The following is a 20,264-nucleotide window of genomic DNA, read 5'->3' as shown; positions in this document are numbered from 1 at the left end:
CGCGCCCGCGGGAGCCCGCCCCCGCGGACCATCTGAGGCGCGCAGAGCCCCGTCGGTCGCACCGGCCCCGCCGCGCACACCCCCGCTCACCGGACCGCGCCGTCGGCGCACGCCCGGACGACCCCTGGAGGATCCGTGCCCCTGAGGCAACCCCCCGCCCGCACGGCGCGCCACGCGCAGGCCACCCGCCCGCGCCACGGCCGCACCGCCACCACCACGCTCACCGTGCTCGGCCTCGCGCTCGGCGGCGGCCTCGGCCTCGTGCTGCCCGCACCCGCGTCGGCCGACCCCGCCCCCGCGGCCGCGACCAGCGCGTTCGCCGTCGGCGACACCGTCGCGGGCACCGTGCCGGACGGCGTCTGCTCGGTCGTCGCCACGGTCGTCGGCGGCGCCGGCGGCCGGTCGGCCGCGGGCGCGGGCGGCGTCGGGTCCAACGGCGCCGGTGCCGCGATCACCGCGACGTTCGACGTGCTGCCGGGCACCGCGTTCAGCGGCAGCGTCGGCGGCGGCGGGCGGGCCAACGTGCGCGCGGCCGGCGGCGCCGGCGGCGTGGGCGGCGGCGGCGCCGGCGGCACGGCGGCCGAGGAGCACGGCGGCGCGGGCGGCGGCGGGCTCAGCCTCCTGCGCCTCGGCGGGACCGACGACGACGCGATCGCGGTCCTCGCGGGCGGCGGCGGCGGCAGCGGCGGCGGCCACTCGGTCACGACCGACGGCTTCGGCGGCGACGCCGGTCTGCCCGCGGCTCCCGGCCAGGTCGCGCCCGGCGCCGACGGCACCGACGGGTTCGAGGGCGGCCCGACGGTCGGCGGCGGCAAGGGCGGCGGCACGACCGCGCCCGGGGCCGGCGGCACGCACCCGACCGCGTCGCTCGCCGGGCTGCCCGGCGTGGGCCGCACCGGCGGAGCGGGCGCGCCCGACCCCAACTACGACGCGGGCGGCGGTGGCGGCGCCGGTGTCTTCGGCGCCGGTGGCGGCGCGTCGACCACCATCAAGAACCAGGACAACGGCCTGACCACGGTGGCCGGCGGCGGCGGGGGCGGCGGCTCGAGCGTCGTGGCCGCCACCGCGCGCGACGTGACGTCGACGGCGGCCGGCCGCCAGACCGGCACCGGCAACGGCGCGAACGGGTCCATCACGCTGGACTGGGTCGAGTGCGCGTACGACCTGGCCGTGACCAAGACCGCCGTGGTCGACGGCGCGCCCGCCGCGTCGCCCGACCTCGCGCCCGTGGGCAGCACGATCACCTGGACGGTCACCGTCCGCAACGCGGGCCCGCAGGCGATGACGCGCGGCGACGTCGTCGTGCTCCGCGACACCCTGCCGGGCGCCGGGGCGACGTTCGCGTCCGCGACCGTGACCGGCGGCGGCAGCGAGCAGCTCGAGCGCGGCCCGGTCGTGTGCGACGCGACGCCCGGCGCGGCCATGCCCGCGGCGCTCACCTGCGCCCGCCCGTTCGCCCCGCTGGGCGGCGCCGCCGACGGCGTGCGCGGGCTGGACGTCGACGAGACGCTCACGGTGGTCTACACGCAGCAGGTCACCGACGCACCCGGCACCGAGCTCACCAACGTCGCGAGCGTCGTGGACCGCGGCGACCAGGACGACAACACCGCGACCAGCACCGTCACGGTCATCGGCCCGCCGGTCGCGACCGACGACGAGGACCGCGGCAACCGCATCGGCGACCCCGTGACCGTCCCCGTCCTGGGCAACGACTCCGCGCCCAGCGGCGACCTCGACCCCGCGAGCGTCGTGCTCTGGGACGCCGACCGCGGCGTCTCCCTCGGCACCGAGCTCGTCGTGCCCGGCGAGGGCACGTGGACGGTCGACACGACGACGGGTGCGCTGACCTTCACGCCCGAGGCCGGCTTCCTCGTCGACCCGACGCCCGTGGCCTACCGCGTGAGCGACACCCACGGGCAGACCGCGACGGCCGTCGTCGTCGTGACGTACCTGCCGGAGGCGGCGGACGACTCGTCGCTCGGCCACGCGATCGGCTCGACCGTGACGGTCGACGTGCTCGCGAACGACACGGGCGACCTGGACGCGGCGAGCGTGCGGCTGGTCGACGGCGAGGAGCGCGTGACGCGCCTCGTCGTGCCCGGCGAGGGCACGTGGAGCGTCGACCCGACCACCGGCGAGGTGACGTTCACGCCCGAGGACGGCTTCCTGGTCGACCCGACCCCGGTGACCTACGAGGTCACGGACAGCACGGGCGACACCGTCGCCGCCACCGTCACGGTCGGCTACGTGCCGGACGCGACCGACGACGCCGACCTCGACAACCCGCTCGGCACCGCCGTGACCGTCGACGTCCTCGGCAACGACACCGGTGACCTCGACCCGACGACCGTGCGGCTCGTCGACGGCGACCGCCAGGTCACGACGCTCGAGGTCCCCGGCCAGGGCACCTGGACCGTCGACCCGACCACCGGCGCCGTGACGTTCACGCCGCAGGACGGCTACGTCGGCAACCCGACGCCCGTGCGCTACGTCGTCACCGACTCCACCGGCGACACCACGGGCGCTCAGGTCACGGTCACGTACCAGCCCGAGGCGACCGACGACGCGCGGCACGGCAACGAGCTGGGCCGCCCGGTCGTGCTCGACCCGCTCGGCAACGACGCGGGCGACCTCGACCCCGCGACGCTGCGGATCGTCGACCCCGCGACCGGCGACCGCGTCACGACGCTGCGCGTCCCCGGCGAGGGCACCTGGACGGTCGACCCCACGACCGGCGAGGTGACGTTCACGCCGCAGGACGGCTACGACGGCAACCCGACGCCCCAGCGGTACGAGGTGTCGGACGCCGCGGGCGGCACGACGGGCGCCCGGCTCGTCGTGACCTTCCTGCCGCAGGCCGCGGACGACGTGGACGAGGGCAACGTGCGCGGCACCGCCGTGACGGTCGACGTGGTCGGCAACGACCGCGGCACGCTCGACCCGACGTCCGTCCGGCTGCTCGACGCCGACGGCGAGCCGGTCACGACGCTCGTCGTGGACGGCGAGGGCACCTGGACCGTCGACCCGACGACGGGGGCGGTCACGTTCACGCCCGCCGCCGGGTTCGGCGGCGACCCGACGCCCGTGCGGTACCGGGTCTCCGACGTCGAGGGCAACCCGACCGAGGCGCTCGTGCGCGTGACGTACGTCGACGCACCGGCCGGGCCGACGCCCGCACCGACGCCGACCCCGACCGCGACCCCCGCCCCGACGCCGGACCTGGCCGTCACGGGCTGGGGCGGCTGGGGCGTCGCGGCGCTCGCGGGCCTGCTGCTCGTGGCCGGCGCCGGCGCGCTCGTGCTGCGTCGTCCGACGACGCGGTGACGCCGACGGCCCGCCGGTGACCCGGTAGGCCCCGAACGGCCCGCGCCGCCGCGCGCGGGCACCCACCACGCGGTGGGGCGCACTCCCCCCGGAGCGCCCCACCGCGTGCGTGAGTCCGGGACGCGTCAGCGGTCGGACGCGTCAGGGGCCGGGCCGTCGGGGCCGGCGCCGCCGCCGGGCAGCAGCCCGAGACGGCCGGCCTCGGCGAGCGCCTCGGTGCGCGACGACGCGTCGAGCTTGCGGTACAGCGACCGCAGCTGGGACTTCACGGTGTGCTGGCTGACGACGAGGTCGGCGGCGATCTGCGCGCTCGAGCCCGTGCGCGCCAGCGCCCGCAGCACGACCGCCTCGCGCGGCGTGAGCGCCGGCAGCTCCTCGACCGCCGGGACCACGGACGGGGCCGGGACGTCGATGAGCTCGACGGCGCCCGCGGGGCCGTGCTCACGCGCGAGCGCCACGAGCGCGGGCCGCGCGTCGGCGGGCAGCAGCGCGAGCGGCAGCCGCAGGCCGTGCACGGTCAGCAGCGCGTGCGCGCGCCGCAGGGCCGCCGCGGCGTCCCCGGCCCGGTCGAGCGCGACGAGCGCGACCGCCTCGAGCAGCGCCTGGTCGGCCTGGGTCCGCAGCGCGGGGCGGCGGACGGCCCCGGTGCGCGCGAGCGTGTCGAGGGCGATCTCGGGTCGGCCGGCGGCCAGGTGCGCACGGCCCAGCGCGACGACGGACGCCGGGTCGTCGGGCGTGCGCGGCAGCAGCTCGAGCGCCGCGAGCGGACGGCCGGCGGCGACCAGGAGGGTCGCGCGGGTCGCGTCGAGCCCCGCCGCCGCGGGCCGGTGCGCGGGCTGGCGCTGCGCGTGCACGCGCACGGTCTCGTCGAGGCGGGCCAGGGCCGTCTCGGCGCCGTCGCGCAGCAGGTCGGTCCACGCCTGCGCGTGCGCGATCAGCGGCCAGTGCTCGATGGTCGGCAGGTGCCGCGCGAGCGCGTCCAGGTGCGGCTGCGCCTGCGCGGGGTCGAGGTCCTCGAGCGCGAGGAACGCCTCGGCGACCCGGTAGGGCGCCCCCGCGTACCCCTCGACGAGCCCCGCCGGCCACGTGCCGGCCCGCACCTGCGCGACGTGCTGCCGTGCACGCGGCATCGCACCGTCGAGCGCGAGCGTGCCGGCGAGCAGCGCGAGTCCCGGGAGCTGCGCCGGGGGCGTGGTGGCCGCGGCGAGGCTCTGCTCGAACGCGTGCACGGCCTGCTCGCCCCGCGCGTCGTAGAGGAACGCGGTGCCGGCGTGCACGTAGGAGTGCGGCAGCACGTCGGCGACGCGTGCGCGCTCCGCCTCCGTCAGCGCGTCGGCCCGGCGGACGACGTCGGCGGCGGCGCGCGCGGCGGCGCGGCCGCGGCCGGTGAGCCGCAGCGCGACGACCTCGATGGTGCGCAGCAGCACACGGTCGGCGGGCGGGGTCCGCTCGCCCTCGACGCGTGCGCTCGCCGCGGCGAGGCCGAACAGCGCGACGGCCCGCAGCCGGCCCGCGGGGTCGGCGTTGTGCCCGAGCGCCAGCAGGAACAGCAGCAGCGGGCGGCGCCGCAGCCGCAGCAGGTGCACGGGCCGCAGCGCGGGCCGGACCGTGCCGACGTTCTCGAGCAGGAAGGACCGCCAGTGCCGCCGCGCGACGGCCGTCACGAGGTCGAGGTCGTCGGCGTCGACGGCCGCGTGCAGCGCCTCGACGGGCAGGTCGTGGTCGTCGCACCACGCCGCGACCCGGGCCCGCAGCCGCCGGAACCGGGCCGGGTCGGTGCGGCGCAGCCGCGCGCGCAGCGCGTCGCGGACGACGGGCGTGTAGGCGAACCCGCCGCGGTCCGGGTCGGTCCACGTGCCCAGGCCCAGCGCGGCGAGGTGGTCGAGCCGCTCGCGCGCCTGCGCGGGCGCGCCGGTGACCAGCTCGGCGACGAGGTCGGGCGTCAGGACGTCGGCGGTCGCGGTGACGCGCACGAGGTCGGCCGTCGTGGCGTCGAGCTGGTCGACCGTGCCGGTGACGACGTGCTCGAGCGTGCGCCGCACGTCCTGCTCGGGGTCGCCCTCCGCGAGCGCGACGAGCCGGACCGCGAGCGGGGACCCCCCGGTCGCGGCGTGGACCCGCACGGCACGCCCGGGGTCGGCGTCGTCGCCGTCGAGCACGCGGCCCACCTCGTCGACCGTGAGCGCGAGGTCGTCGCCCGTGAGCACGTCGACGTCGACGCGGACCCGGGCCGCGGGCGCCTCGAGGGGGCCGGCGGAGCGGGTGGCGGCGACGACCCGCAGGGTGGGCACGGCCTCGACGAGCCGCACGACGTCGGTGGCGGTGGGTTCGTCCAGCGTGTCGGCGCCGTCGAGCACGAGGACGAGCGGACCGAGCCGGGTGAACCCGCGCACCAGGTGACCGTGGGCGTCGTGCGCCTCGCGCAGGCTCGTCGTGCCGCCCGCGAACGGGTGGTCGGCGGGCAGGCCCGCGTCGACGACCGCCTGCACGACCCGCCCCCAGAACGCGCGTCCCCGCACGTCGTGCACCGGCACCCACACGCCGCGGTCCGCGGTCGCGCGCGCCCACTCGGCGGCCAGCACGGTCTTGCCGCCGCCGGCGGGAGCGCGCAGCACCACGACGGGCCCGCCGTCCTGGACCCGGGCGACGAGGTGCGGGCGCGGCACGAGCCAGGACGGCAGGCGCGGCGCGCCGTGCACCGTGACGCCGTGCGGGCCGGTCACGTCGTCACCCGCTCGGGCGTCGGGGAGGTGGGGGCCCGGCCGGCGCGCCGGCTCGCGACGAGCGCGGCCAGCGCGACGACGCCGGCGGCGACGAACAGCGTCGGGTAGCCGCCGGCCCGCAGCACCAGGAGCCCCGCGAGCGCGGGCGCGAGCGCCTGCGGCACGTTGGTCGCGACGTTGAACACGCCGAGGTCGGTGGCGGGCGACGTCCCCGCCGCGGGCAGCACCTCCGTGACGAACGTCGTCGCGGCCGCCAGGTGGGCGCCCGACGCGAGGCCCTTGAGCACCGCGAACACGGCCATGCCGGGCACGGTGGGCCACGCGAGGGGCACGAGCACCGCGACCGCGAGCAGCGCGCACGCCCCGACGAGGAACGGCGTGCGGCGGCCGAGCCGGTCGCTGCCGACGCCGGTGACCGCGGCGCCGACGAGCACCGCGACGAGGCTCACCGCGGTGAGGGTGCCGAGCACGACCGACGCGCGCGCGTCCGTGAGGCCGACGTGGTCGGTGAGCACGTACAGCTGGTACGTGTAGACGAGCTGGTAGGCCAGCACGAACCCGAACCGCGACGCGAACACCCGCGCGAACGCGGGCTCGCGGCGCGGGTCGACGAGCAGGCGCCGCCACGGGCGCGGCGCACCGGCGCGGGGCCGGGGCCGGGCCACGCCCGCGACGACGACGAACACCGCCGTCGCGACGAGCACGCCCGCGCCGAGCGCCGCGTACGCGCCCGCGGTGCCGTCGGGGGCCGCGCCGATGCCGGTCACCGCGACCGCGGCGCCGACGACCGAGGCCGCGCCGAGCGCCGCGAACGTGCGTCCGCGCCGTGCGGGCGGCACCTCGTCGGGCACGACGGCCGCGGCGGCGACGTCGACGCCGTTGAGCGCGACCTGCGCGACGACCCACAGCGCGCCCAGCAGCAGCAACGACGACGCGCGGCCGAGCGCGAGCAGCGCGACCGAGGCGACGAGCGCGCTGCCGACCATCCAGGGCACGCGCGGGCCGAACCTGCCGCGCGTGCGGTCGCTCAGCGCACCGACCACGGGCTGCGCGGCCACCGTGAACGCGAACGACACGGTGCTGACGAGCGCGAGGTTCTCGACCTTCGACGCCGCGTCGAGCAGCGCGACCTGCCGCGGCAGCAGCACCACGACCACGCCGGCGTAGCACGCGGCGAGCGCGGCCTGCACGAGCGCCAGGGGTGCCACGACGCGCACCGTGCGGGCGATCGTCGTGGTCACGCACGCCACGCTAACCCGGACACCGGTCCATGTCGGCGTGCCCGTGCGGGTGAACGCGACGCGGGTCGGGCTGTGCACCGCGCCCGGTTCGTCCGTTGGCTCTCACCGGTTCCCACGGGTTCCCACTACGCTCGCACCCGTGCTGCTCTCCGACCGCGACATCCGTGCCGAGCTCGAGCAGGGACGGGTCGTGCTCGACCCGTACGAGCCCGCGATGGTCCAGCCGTCGAGCATCGACGTGCGCCTCGACCGGTTCTTCCGGCTGTTCGACAACCACAAGTACCCGGTGATCGACCCGTCGGCCGAGCAGCCCGACCTCACGCGGCTCGTCGAGGCGGAGGCGGGCGAGCCGTTCGTGCTGCACCCGGGCGAGTTCGTGCTGGGTGCGACGTACGAGCAGGTGACGCTGCCGGACGACGTCGCGGCGCGCCTCGAGGGCAAGTCGTCGCTGGGCCGTCTGGGGCTGCTGACGCACTCGACCGCGGGGTTCATCGACCCGGGCTTCAGCGGGCACGTGACGCTCGAGCTGTCGAACGTCGCGACGCTGCCGATCCTGCTGTGGCCGGGCATGAAGATCGGCCAGCTGTGCTTCTTCCGTCTGTCGTCGCCGACCGAGCACCCGTACGGCTCGCAGGAGTACGGCTCGCGCTACCAGGGGCAGCGCGGCCCGACCGCGTCCCGGTCGTGGCAGAACTTCCACCGGACGGACCTGTGATGGCCGAGGCCGAGGCGCCCGCGCTCCCCGTCGAGGACCCGACGCTCGCGGACCGGCACCTGCTCGCGCTGCCCGCGGGGGTCTCCCCCGAGGAGGTCGAGGTGCTGGCGGCGAGCCGGTTCCGCGGCGTGCGCTGGGAGGACGCGCCCGCGTCCGAGGCGCCGACGCGCACGGGCGTGCTGCCCGCGGTGACGGCGGCGCTCGGCATCCGCGCGGTCGGGCGGCAGGCGGCGCCCGTGCGGGCGCTGCGGCTCGCGCGTCTGTCGACGCTGGCCGGGCCGTACCGCACGGACGCGGCGGGCGCCGTCGCGCTCGGGCTGCCGGCGACCACGGTCATGGTGTGGGTGCTGCACACGCCGCGCGAGCGCGGCGAGCGGCCGTACCCGGGCGGCGACCGCGACGGCCTCAAGCGTGCCTTCCCGGACGGTCTGCCGGTGCGCGAGGAGGGTCGCGTGGTGCAGTGGCTCGTCGCGGCGGCCCGCCGGCTGGGTGGCGCGGTCCGCACGCAGACGGGCGCGGTGCTGACGCCCGACCCCGACGCGTCGACAGACCTCACGGTGCTCACCGACCGCTGGGTGGAGCCCGCGACGGTGCTCGAGCTGGTGCAGCGCGTGCAGCCGCGCGCGTACCTGTCGGAGGCGATCCCCGGGTCGTGGAAGGGCCCGACCCTGCTCGCGGGCCGCTCGTCGCAGGGTGCGGTGGGCGGCGCCCCGGAGTCGGGCGGGTCGGGTCTGCGCTCGGCGCTCGAGCAGCACGGCGTGCAGGACGACGACGAGCGGCAGCGCCTCATGGCCGAGGCCGACGCGTTCGACGAGCTGATGCTCGCGGCGCCGCCGCCGTCCGAGTCGTTCGGCGTGCTGGTGGACCTGGGCGTGGACGGCATGCTCGCGGTCGAGGTGGCCGCGTGCGAGCAGCTGCCCCCGCTCATGGAGGACCTGCCCTGGACGACCGACGGCGTGGTCGCGTACCGCGTGCGGTGGGAGCCGTTCGAGATCGAGCAGATCGAGCAGGAGAAGCCGTCGCTGCCGCACCGCGTCGCGCGCTCGCGCTCGGCGCCGCTCGTCGCGCAGGTCGCGAAGGCGCTGCAGGCCGCCGTGGGCGGCGAGGTCGCCGACGAGGCGGACTTCCTGGTGGACCCGGCGGACCTGTAGGCACCGCACCGGGACGGAGGCCGCTCGTCTCTCGCGACGGCTGAGAGGACGAGATGTCGATGGGTGTGCGACATGTCGTGGTCGACGAGTCCATGCGTCGCGGCTACCTGCTGGTGGCGGCGGTGGTGATGCCGGACGACGTCACAGCCACGCGCCGTGGCGTCAAGAGCCTCGTCGAGCCCGGCCAGCGTCGACTGCACATGGTCAAGGAGTCCGACTCTCGAAGGCGCTTGATCCTGCAGCGCATGGCTGATCTGGGGTGCAGCGCGACCTTGTACGAGGCCGGGGCCGGCCACAAGTCGAACATCACCCGCCGACGCGCGTGCCTCGAGCGGCTGGTCCACGATGTCGTCGACACGGGCGCGGGTACCCGCCTGTGCTTGGAGACCGCCGAGGGTGTGGACAGGCGAGGCGGGACCAGCAACAGCTGCTCGAGCTCGTGCGGCGTCTTCAGTGCCGCGACATCCTCGCCTACGAGCACGCTCACGCGAGCGCGGAACCGCTGCTCGCCGTCCCGGACGCCATCGCGTGGGCGTGGACCAGGGGCGGGGAGTGGAGACGTCGCGCGCAACCCTTGGTCTCGTCGGTGGTCACCGTCTGACCCCAGACATGCGTCGACCCGAGCGCCACAACCGTCCGGAAGGGTCTCGGGTCTTCGTCTTCCACCGGGATCAACTCCCAGGGCGCTGCCCAGCATACGTTTCCCGTCGCGCGACTGTCTACCCCCTGGGCACCGTCATCGACCGCCGTGACCTGCGGGTTTGTCGCGTGCCGGGCTCCAGGCGCGCCCCGTCGGGGCCGGTCCCGGCGACGACGGCCGGCGCACCCTGCTCGGGTGCGCCGGCCGTCGTCGTCAGGGCGTCGTGAGGCCCGGGCTCAGCCCAGGACCTCGGGGTACGCGACCGCGTCGTCGCCCGTGCGGCCCAGGACGTGCTCGGCGAGGAACGCCTCGACGGCGCCGTACCAGACCTTGGCGTGCTGCGGCGTGAGCACCCAGTGGTTCTCGTCCGGGTAGTACAGGAACCGGTGGGGCGTGCGGCCCTCGTCGTCGGCGGGCAGGCCCGACGCGGACAGCAGCTCGTACCAGAGGCGCAGGCCCTCGCCGATCGGCACGCGGTAGTCCTTGTCGCCGTGGATGACGAGCATGGGCGTGACGATGTCGCCGACGAACCGGTGCGGCGAGTTCTCGAGCGCCATCTCGGGGGTCATCTCGCGCTGCCAGTAGAACGACGCGTCGGTGGTGGGTCCGAACTGGTCGAGGGCCCACAGGCTCGCGTGCGTGACGATCGCGCGGAACCGGTCGGTGTGCCCGGCGACCCAGTTGGCCATGTACCCGCCGAACGAGCCGCCCATCGCGGCGGTGCGCTCGGGGTCGACGTCGTCGCGCTCGAGCGCGGCGTCGGTCGCGGCCATGAGGTCGGTGTACGGCGCCGCACCCCACGCGCCCCAGCCGCGCTGGATGAAGTCCTGGCCGTAGCCGGTGGACAGCGCCGGGTCGGGCAGCAGCACGGCGTAGCCGCGCGCGACGAGGATCCACGGGTTCCACCGCCACGACCACGCGTTCCACGAGCCGAGCGGGCCGCCGTGGATCCACAGCAGCAGCGGGGCCTTGGCGTCGGGGCCGGCGCCGTCGGGCAGCGCGAGCCACGACCGCACGCGCTGACCGTCGGCGGCCGTGGTGACGACCTCCTCGAGCCGGCCGGGCAGCGGCACGTCGGCGGCGGGCGACACGAGCGGCGTCGCGGCGACGGGGCCGCCCGCGAGCGCGGCGGCGAGGTCGATGCGCACGGGGTGCGCGGGCGCGGCGTACGACGTGCGCAGCGCGTAGGCCGTCGCGCCGTCGGGGGCGACCTGCACGTCGGAGAACGCGGCGTCGTCGCTGGTGACGCGCGTGACGGCGCCCGAGGTCAGTTCCACGTGGAACACCGGCGCGCGGCCGTCGTCGTCGGCGACGACGAGCAGCCCGCCGGAGGACGGCAGCCACACGAAGTCGGCGGGCCAGCGGTCCCAGTCGGCGCCGAGCCGGCGGGGCTCGCCGCCCTCGGACGGCACGACCCACAGCTCGACCGTCGGGGCCTGGTGCGGGGACGACAGGCTCTCGCGCGCGTAGGCGACCCAGCGGCCGTCGGGCGAGACGCGCGGGTGGCCCAGGTCGGCGTCCGCGTCGTCGACGAGCGTGCGCCGCTCGCCCGTCGCGACGTCGACCGCGACGAGCAGCGAGCGCAGGTCGCCGCGCGCGGCGGGGCGGTTCCACGCCGTGACGACCGTGCGGCCGTCGGGGCTGAGCTCGGGCTGCGTCTCGCGCAGCGCGACGCCCGCGTCGGGCGTGACGTCGGTGAGCTCGACGCGCGGGTCGCGCTCGCCGGCGCGTGGCGCCGCGACGTCCGCACCGACCGTGCCGACGAACGCGTGCGGCACGGCCGGGCCCAGGTCGTGGTCCCAGTACCGCACCGGGTAGCCGGTGTGCAGGATCGCCGCGACCTTCTTGTCCTTGCGCTCCTTGCGCAGCCGCTCGTCGTCCGCGTCGTCCTTGGCGGACGGCAGGACGTCCGACACGACGAGCACGGTCGGCACGTCGGAGGCGACCTTGACGCCGCCGACGCCCGCGCCGCGGTCGGCGACCACGCGGGCCTCGGCGCCGTCGGCCGGCAGCAGCCACAGCGCGGGCTTCGGGTCCTCGTCGCCGTCCGCGTCCGGGTCGGGCCGCGCGCTGGTGAACAGCAGGTCGCCCGCGGGCGTGAACGCGGCCGACGACTCGCTCTTCGCCGAGCGCGTCAGCCGGCGCGCGGGCCGCTCGCCGTGCGGGTCGACCTCCCACAGCGCGGTCACGTAGGACGTGCGCTTGCGGTCGAGGGTCTGCACGGCCGTCACCAGGCGCTCGCCGTCGGGCGACAGGACCAGCCCGGACAGGCGCGGCAGCGCGACGTACGCGTCGAGGTCGTGGAAGGGCGTGGGGGTGTCCCCGCCGGGGGTGGTGGTCATGGCTACCGTCCTACCATCCCGGTGCGACGCGGGGCTGGTGGATTCGCGGACCGCGCACGGACGTGGACAGGTGCCGCAACCGGACGGCGAGCGAGCGGTCGCCGCCCGAGTCGACGGGCGTCGCCGTCAGCGAGGATCGACCTCCGACCAGCGCCCCTGCTCGAGGTGGGCCGCGAGGGCACTGAGCAGCTCTGCCAGCCAGCGCAGCTCCGTCCCGAGAGACGGAAGATGATCGCTCTCCCCGAAGGAAGGGTCTCTCAGACGCTCCAGCAGCTCGGAGACCTGCGCCACCGTCGGCTCGGGCTGGAGCCTCGCGGGGTCGTCCAGGATCCTGGGGTCGATGATCGTCCAGAAGTAGTCGAAGCCGAGATCGGGGCCGTCGGCGCCGTATCGGACGACTGCGTCAAGAACCCGCGAGATCGCGTCACGAAGCGCCTCCACCGACAACTGATCCGTCATCGCCACACCACCTACCTCTCGGTGAACACGAGCTCACCGCAGCCGGTTCTTGCGACGTCGCCACACCCTTCTACGGGCGGGGCGTTCTCACCAGGGTGCACGCGCTGCTCCTCGAACTCCTGCGACCGACGCCCCGGTCGTCGCCGATGACAGCGTGCGGTACGCATCAGCCCAGGTGCGTGTCCAGGATGAGCTCGCACCTGATCCGCGCCAGCTCTCTCAGCAGCGCCCTTGGGAACAACAGGCTGTCCTGCGGGACCCGCGGGGTGACGCTCACGAGCAGGCACGCGTTCGTCACGGCGGGCACGCTGTCGATCTCGTCTCGGCACGTCACGAGGAAGCGCGCCGCCTCGTCCAGCTGGTGGTCGAGCAGGTCGGACGAGTCGAATCCTCGGCTCGCTACCCCGTTGGTCCAGTCGAACGCCACCGACAACCCGGGCGGGCGCGCCACCTGCGCGCGCAGACGGGTCGTCAGTGACAAGGAGACCCTGCTCCATCGCACATCCGACGGGTCCGCGTCGGCCTCGCCCCACGCCGACGGGCGGAGCCAGAGCGCCACCAGCCGTCCCTCGGCGAGCCCGAGCACCGTGCCCGCCGCCACGAGGACGACGTCCTGAGCAGGCGGGCCCGACGGGTCGGCCACCAGGACCCAGCCGCTCACCTCGTCGACGGAGGTCAGCCAGGCACCGCCAGGGGCAAACGTGTACCCCACCCCCGAGAGCACCTCCCCCCCGCCATGCACGCGGACGACGCCCGGTCGCGGCTCCGGAGGCCGGACGACTGCCGACGACCAGCGAGACCGGACCTCGTGGTAGCCGTCGACGAAGTAGACGCGCCCGCTGGCGACGCCGACGTGGAGCTGCAGGGTGCCGATCGTCAACGCGGCGAGCCCCGTCGCCCGGTCATCGTCCGTGCCGGCCGCGCGCCACCCCTGGAAGACGAACGAGTTGGCCGGCGCGTCGTACACGAGCGCACCGTCGACCGGCGCACCCTGAAGGCGTTCGAACAGCATCGTCATCAACCCTCTCGAGACGCGTGGCCGTGCTTGCGCATCTGCGCGAAGATCCATGGCCGGTCGTTGACGTCCCCCACGGTGCACGGCGCCGGCATCTTTCTTCGGGTCACACCACCATGCCGATGCAGATCTCGTCCAGCGTGAAATCCACGCGGAGAGCGGCGCGCAAGCAGCGAGGCACGAGCCCCGCTTTCGATGCACTGCACGCATACCGCCGACCGCGCCATCGACGATTGAGACGGCCCGGCAGATCGACTGGCGCGGCTCACAAGATGATCACCAAACATCGGACTTTCGCACCTTATCGCCGTGGCCAAGGTAGCCTTTACAAAGGAGCGACCGATCGACCAACCGGCACGAGACACATGTCACATAGGGTGTCACCGCACTTCGTCGCGAAAGAACTCTTCTCGCGCTGGATCGACCACCGGGAGCCGCCACCACCACCATGCAGACCTCGGACGCACCTCCCCTGCGCTGCGCAACACCCTTCCGCCTCGATCCTCCTCTGTCGCGTCTTGGAGCCTCCGGTCTAGAACGTTGAGCTCGGCTACGAGCTCGTCCCGCACGCCTGGCGGAACTTGACCGAGCACACGTTCGAGCCTATCTCGCAGATAAAGCGTCGCCACGAAATCTCCAGCGCCCCAATCCGTGGGCTGACTGCGCTCTTCAAACTTTCCGACATGCATCGAGTAGCCGTCGACGAACTCCCCGAGACGGAGATACCCCTTATCGTTTGGAAACTCTACCCGATGATCCACAAATGCTTCCGATCTCATCTAGTCTCCTCATCGATAGAAGGTAGTGCTTCGCCACGGCTGGGACTCATTAACAATCACGCGGACGTTTCCCAAATCCAGTTGCGTCCGACCTTCGAGGCGCGTCTGTCTGCCCTTCTGCAGCGCTTGCAGAATACGGTCAATGCCTGGCCTCTGATTAGAGGCGTCGAGAGTGTGGCTACGCACCATCTCCGCAATCTCATCGAGATCGAACTTTGCAGCTTCGCCGCGAGCCTGGTATCCGCGGCCACCGCTCTGATCCCGGGAGGCGCCGGAACAGTCGCGGCCGCTGGCGCTTGACGAGGCGTGCGAGCCCGATTCGCCTGCAGTTTGCAGCATGATCGATGCCGACGTCATCGATACGCCAGCCGCAACTGAGGTGGTCGCGATCGTCGCCACCGAGGTCGTGGCACCGGCCGCCACTCCACCACCCGCGAGCGCGAGTCCGCCACCGATCCCGACGGCTGCAGCGCATGCAACACTCGCGACGCAAAGTACCGCGCCCGTCACGAGGGCAGTCGCCACACCGATTCCAATGGCAACCCCCCAGTCGATCAAGCCGAGTGGGTCGACATGTTGAAGCGGGTTGCCGTCTGTGTACCCGTACGGGTTGCCGGTGGTGGCTTCGAGGGGGTCGCGGGTGAGGAACTGCGCCGACTCGGGGTCGTAGTAGCGCGCCCGCAGATACAGGTAGCCCGTGGGGTCGGTGTACTCCCCCGCATAGCCGAAGCGCGTGACCTGAGCGGTCGGGTCAGAGGTGGGTGCCTCGGGCCGGCCGTACGGGTCGTAGTCGGCGCCGGAGGTCACCGCGCCGATCGCGTCGGTGGTGCTGCGGACCGAGCCGAGCGTGTCGGTGTGCAGGTAGTCGACGTCCCCGTCGGCCAGGTCGACCTGCGCCAGGGGGACGCTGCCGGTGCCGTACACGTACGCGAACATCGCGTCGGCGAGCAGCAGCGGGACGCCGGCCAGGGTGTCCCACGTGTAGTGCTCGGTGGCCGTGCCCGTGGTCGCGGTAGCCCGCAGACCACCGGGCCCGTAGGTGTACGACGTCGCCGTGCCGTCGGCCGTGGTGACCGACGTGAGGCGGTTGGCCTGGTCGTAGACGTGCTCGACGCTCGACGCGTCGTCACCGGAGCCCGTCGTGGCGGTCAGGCGGTTGCCGCGGGCGTCGTAGGAGTACGTCGTGGTCGACGGGTCCCCGCCCGGGGAGGAGGCCGGCGCGGTCAGCGACTGGAGCTGGCGCGCCGCGTCGTAGGTGAGGGTGCGACCGTCTGCCAGCGTCGTGACCGACCCGGCGGCGTCGAACGCGAACACCCCGGCGCCGTGGCCCTCGACCTCGGAGATCCGCGCCAGGCCGTCCCACGTGAACGTGCTGCTCGTGCTCGCCGCCGCGGGCGGCGCGCGCGACTGCGTCGAGCGCGTGGTGGTCTGGTCGGCCAGCAGGCCTGCATCGGTGTACCCGTAGGCGAGCTCGAGCAGGTCGACGCCGTTCGCGGACGTCGTCATCGCCACGGCCAGCCCGACGGCGTCCCGGTCGACGTCCGTCGTGACGCCGTTCGGGTACGCCACCTCGGTGGTGAGACCGTCCGCGTCATAGGCGTACGTGAACACCCGGTCCGCCCAGTCGGTGACGGTCGTCAGCTGACCCGCCGCGTCGTAGGCGCGACGCACCCGCTCACCGCTCGGGTAGGTGAGGTCGGTGAGCCGCCCGACGGCGTCCCACGCGTAGCCGACCTCGGTCGATCCCTGGGCGACGCGCGTGACACGACCGACGGCGTCGTAGGCGTACGTCGTCGTCCCGCTGCCGTCCGTGACCGCGGTGGGCCGGCCCGCGAGGTCGTAGACGGTGGACTCGTCGGGTGTGCCGTCGGAGTACTCGGTCGCCGTGCGACGCCCCGCGGCGTCGTGGTCGTACGTGGTGACCGCGCCGTCGGGCTGCGTGAGCGACGTCAGGAGCCCCGCCGGGTCGTAGCCGAACGTCGTCGTGCGCCCCGCGGTGTCGGTCGCGGACGCGCGTCGGCCGGCCGCGTCGTACGTGTACGTCGTCCGCTCCCCCGCCGCATCCACGGTCGCCGTCACCCTGCCCGCCGGGTCGTAGTCCCACAGCAGCGCGCTGCCGTCGGCCCGCAGCACCTTCACCGGGCGCCCGGCGCGGTCGTACGACGTCGTCACCTTCCGGCCGTCGGCGTCGGTGACCGTCACGGGCCTACCCGCGCGGTCGTAGGTCGTCGTCGTGACCTTGCCCTTCGGGTCGGTCACCGTCAGGAGCTGGTCGGCGTCGTCGTACGCGTACGCGGTCCGGGCGCCCGACGGGCTCACCGTCGCGACGACCCGGTCGCCCGCGTCGTACTCGGTGCGCGTGACCCGGCCCAGCGGGTCGGTCACGGCCGTCGCACGGCCCAGCACGTCGTAGGCGGTCTCGGTGACCGTGCCGGCCGCGTCCGTCACCGACGTGACACGCCCCGCGCCGTCGTACGTGAACGTCGTGCGGGCACCCGCCGCGTCGACCACGGCCGTGACCTGCCCGGCCGCGTCGTACTCGGTGGTCGTCGTCGCGCCCGTCGCGTCCGTGACGCTCGTGGGGCGGCCCGCCGCGTCGTACGCCGAGGCCACCACCGCACCCAACGGGTCGGTCGACGTCAGGCGACGCCCGGCGGCGTCGTACGTGAACGTCGACGTGAACTCGCCCACGGTGGAGCCCGGAGCGGCACCGCGGGGGTCCGTCGACGCCTCCACGCGGCCCAGCGCGTCCCGCACCGTCGTCACCACGGCGCCGTCGGGACCAGTCAAGGACGCGACGAACCCGTGCGCGTCGTACGTGTACGTCGTCACCCCGCCCGTCGGGTCCGTCGCCGTGGCCACCGTGCCGTCCGGGTTGACCGTGAACGTCGTCGCCGCGCCCGTCGGGTCCGTCATCGACAGCGGGTTGCCACGCTCGTCGTACGTGAACGTCGTCGCCTCACCGGCGGCGTTCGTCACGACGAGCGGGTTGTTGAACGCGTCGTACGTCGTGGTGGACGTGCGGCCCAACGGGTCGGTGACGGATGTGCGGTTGCCGCGCGCGTCGTAGGTGAACCGGGTGACCCGGCCCAGCGGATCGGTCGTCGACTCCACCTGGTTGGTCGGGCCGTACGTGAAGGTCGTCGTCGCCGCGAGCGGCGTCCCGGCGCCCTTCGTCACGGAGACGACCTGTCCGTCGGTGTACTTCTCGACCGTGACCATGCCCGATGGGTCCGTCACGGTCGTCTGACCTGTGGCGTAGGCGAACGCGAGCTCGCGCCCCAACGGATCCATCTGCTTGACGACCCGCCCGGAAGCGTCATACGTGTTCCGGGTCGTCCCGCCCGTCGCACTGGTGAGCGCGACGACACGGTGCGCGCTGTCGTACTCGTAGGAGGTCGTCGAACCGTCGGGCCCCTTGACGCTCGTCAGGTCGCCGGCCGCCGAGTATCCGTAGACAACGGCCCGCCCCAGGTGATCCGTGACCTCGGTGACGCGCTGCTCGGACCAGGCAAAGGTCAGCGAACCGCCGCTCGTGCCGCTCGCCGAGACGAGACGTCCGGACGAGTCCCGCTCGTAGGTGACCGTGTTGCCGTTCCTGTCGGTGACCGACCGCAGACGCCCGGCACCGTCGAAGATGAACGACGGCCCGCTCCGCCTCGTGAGCCGGAACGTCTCATCGGACGCGCGCTCGAGCGTCGCGAGCGTTCTTCCCGGCGCCACGTACGACCCATCCGGAAGCCGCGCGAACCGGACGATCGAGCCGTTCTCCTGAGTGACGGAGACGAAGGCTGCGTCCTCGATGGTGCCCGCCTTTTCCGCATCATCCGCCGCGAGCCGCATGTCGGCCGGCCAGGTCCACCCGTGACCAAGAGGACCGTCCGTCGAAGCGCGGCTCGCGGCATAGGTGCGCGTCACGCCTACCGGCGCCGGACCAGCGCCAGCAAGGTCGGTGACCGACTCCCAGAACTCTCCGGTCCTGCTGTTCACGGGGTCGCCGTGACACCTGTCGGAGCACGACTGCGACGGGTTGGAGCCACCGGAGACCTCACCGGGTGCCGTCGGACCCAGAGCCGAGGACGCGTACACGCCCGAGATCGCACGGACGTCGTCCACCGGGTAACCGGGCGACGGATAGTCACGAGCAAGGTAGGCGACGTACGACCGCGGATTCTTGTCGTTGACCCGAAGACCAAATGATTCGTTCATCGGACGCGTGGTGCTCGGATTGCAGGCATTGGACGACCATCCCGACTCGCGATCCCACCCGCAGATCTTGACGATCGCCCCGGTGTTGTCATAGATGACAACCCTGTATGGCGCGACAACAGGCATCGTGGCCTTAACGGTCAACTGGAGCGAGTAACCGTCCGAATAGTCGTCGATGCGCCTCGCATCGACACTGACGCTACCGACCCAACCCACGTTCGTGACCGTTGGAGCCGTGGAGGAAGCCCGCACGTCATCGACCGACGGACCGAGACCAGGGGCATCCTTTGAGACGTACGCGGTGAAAGTTCGAGAAGTGTAGTCCGGGACGACGACCTTGACTTCGCGCTTGAACGGCGTCGTCGCGCTCGGCCTGCACCCGTTGCTCCACCATGTTGAATCAGAGTCCTGCCCGCAGTTCATCACGAGCTTTCCCGCGTCGTCGTAGATGGTCACACGGTAGGGCGACGGAATCGCAATCGATGTCTCAACTTCGAGCAACACCTCTCGATTCGCTGAGTCGAGAGCGGTTCGATCAACCTTGAGCGACACCGACCCGACCCAACCGATATTGGTCACCACCGGCGTGCTCGCCGTCGAGCGCACGTCATCGACCGGCACGCCCATCGAGGGAGCATCCTTCGCGACATACGCAGTGAACGATCGACCGTCATAGTCCGCGATCGTGCGCGAGAATGTGGAATCTACCGGACCAGCGCTCGGACGACACGTGGAAGACGAAGAAGCATCGCAAGCCCAGACCAGCACCCCCGAGCTGTCGTACACGCTCAGCCGGTAGGGCCTCTGCAACGGAATCGACGTCTTCACGTTCAGCTGCACCACACGAGACCCCGAATGCAAATCCGTACGATCCACCGACAACGACACCGATCCGACCCACCCGACATTGGTCACCACCGGCGTGCTCGCCGTCGAGCGCACGTCATCGACCGGCACGCCCATCGAGGGAGCATCCTTCGCGACATACGCAGTGAACGATCGACCGTCATAGTCCGCGATCGTGCGCGAGAAAGTGGAATCTACCGGACCAGCGCTCGGACGACACGTGGAAGACGAAGAAGCATCGCAAGCCCAAACCAGCACCCCCGAGCTGTCGTACACGCTCAGCTGGTAGGGCTTCTGCAACGGAATCGACGTCTTCACGTTCAGCTGCACCGTACGAGACCCCGAATGCAGATCCGTACGATCCACCGACAACGACACCTCGCCTGCCCACGCCTGCGTGTCCGCGTGCGCGGGTGCCGCGACCAGCGTCGCGGACATCGTGGCCACGAGTGCGACGACCACCGCGGACCACAGCGCCCGCGTGAGAGATGTCCGCTGCGACATGCCGGTACCGCCCCCTTGGGCTCGGCGCGTCCGAGCCTTGGCGACGTATCGGCACAGAAGCGGCGTCCCGTGCACGGCAAGCGGTTGTTTCACCCGTTCGGGCCACGTCACCCCGATGCTCGACGGTCGTGGAACTCGCCCCGGTCCGTCGTCGCGGTCGCGCGCCTCGGACGAGGTGAGGTCGGCATGGCTCATCGGCTGCCCGCAGGCCGCGCGTCGCACCGTCCCGTGGGGTCGAGCCGGCAGGAGCGGTGACCGCTCCCGCGCAGGGGTGGAACCACCCCCCGATCGCACGTGGAGCGCTCCCGGCGGAGCA

General features: G+C 73.6%; 9 protein-coding genes. 3 read left to right on the top strand and 6 right to left on the bottom strand.

Annotation, left to right across the window (positions count from 1 at the left end; all coding sequences use genetic code 11):
• Positions 1–135 precede the first annotated feature (135 nt).
• The gene (locus E4A51_RS10685; protein ID WP_134851724.1) at positions 136–3,324 is read left to right on the top strand and encodes a DUF11 domain-containing protein; all 3,189 of its coding nucleotides are present in this window, start codon (positions 136–138) and stop codon (positions 3,322–3,324) included.
• A gap of 125 nt (positions 3,325–3,449) precedes the next feature.
• On the opposite strand, the gene E4A51_RS10680 is transcribed toward E4A51_RS10685, so the two are convergent.
• Together E4A51_RS10680 and E4A51_RS10675 are read right to left on the bottom strand one after the other, a co-directional pair.
• A complete protein-coding gene (locus E4A51_RS10680; RefSeq protein ID WP_134851723.1) occupies positions 3,450–6,047 on the bottom strand; it encodes a LuxR C-terminal-related transcriptional regulator in 2,598 nt (865 codons plus the stop codon).
• A complete protein-coding gene (locus E4A51_RS10675) occupies positions 6,044–7,288 on the bottom strand; it encodes an MFS transporter (protein ID WP_167748899.1) in 1,245 nt (414 codons plus the stop codon). The genes E4A51_RS10680 and E4A51_RS10675 overlap by 4 nt, the downstream gene beginning before the upstream one ends.
• Positions 7,289–7,427: 139 nt before the next feature.
• Here E4A51_RS10675 and dcd point away from each other — a divergent pair, with 139 nt between their 5' ends.
• Positions 7,428–8,003, top strand: coding sequence for a dCTP deaminase (dcd, locus tag E4A51_RS10670; protein WP_134851721.1), 576 nt, complete (start codon positions 7,428–7,430; stop codon positions 8,001–8,003).
• Positions 8,003–9,154, top strand: a complete 1,152-nt coding sequence (locus tag E4A51_RS10665; protein WP_134851720.1) for a hypothetical protein — start codon at positions 8,003–8,005, stop codon at positions 9,152–9,154. The genes dcd and E4A51_RS10665 overlap by 1 nt, the downstream gene beginning before the upstream one ends.
• 876 nt (positions 9,155–10,030) lie before the next feature.
• Here the strand turns inward: E4A51_RS10665 and E4A51_RS10660 are convergent.
• From E4A51_RS10660 to E4A51_RS10645, 4 genes are all read right to left on the bottom strand, one after another.
• Positions 10,031–12,136, bottom strand: a complete 2,106-nt coding sequence (locus tag E4A51_RS10660) for an alpha/beta fold hydrolase (RefSeq protein WP_134851719.1) — start codon at positions 12,134–12,136, stop codon at positions 10,031–10,033.
• Between the two features lie 126 nt (positions 12,137–12,262).
• Positions 12,263–12,595, bottom strand: a complete 333-nt coding sequence (locus tag E4A51_RS10655; RefSeq protein ID WP_134851718.1) for a hypothetical protein — start codon at positions 12,593–12,595, stop codon at positions 12,263–12,265.
• Positions 12,596–12,761: 166 nt separating this feature from the next.
• Positions 12,762–13,613: a hypothetical protein gene (locus E4A51_RS10650; RefSeq protein ID WP_134851717.1), complete on the bottom strand. Its 852-nt coding sequence runs from the start codon at positions 13,611–13,613 to the stop codon at positions 12,762–12,764.
• Between the two features lie 785 nt (positions 13,614–14,398).
• Positions 14,399–20,143, bottom strand: a complete 5,745-nt coding sequence (locus E4A51_RS10645; RefSeq protein ID WP_134851716.1) for an RHS repeat-associated core domain-containing protein — start codon at positions 20,141–20,143, stop codon at positions 14,399–14,401.
• Between the last annotated feature and the right edge of the window lie 121 nt (positions 20,144–20,264).

It is taken from the genome of Cellulomonas sp. HD19AZ1 (genome assembly GCF_004535805.1).
Classification (GTDB): domain Bacteria; phylum Actinomycetota; class Actinomycetes; order Actinomycetales; family Cellulomonadaceae; genus Cellulomonas; species Cellulomonas iranensis.
The sequence above is the reverse complement of the archived record's forward strand: the minus strand, read 5'-3'. Positions and strand labels throughout refer to the sequence as shown.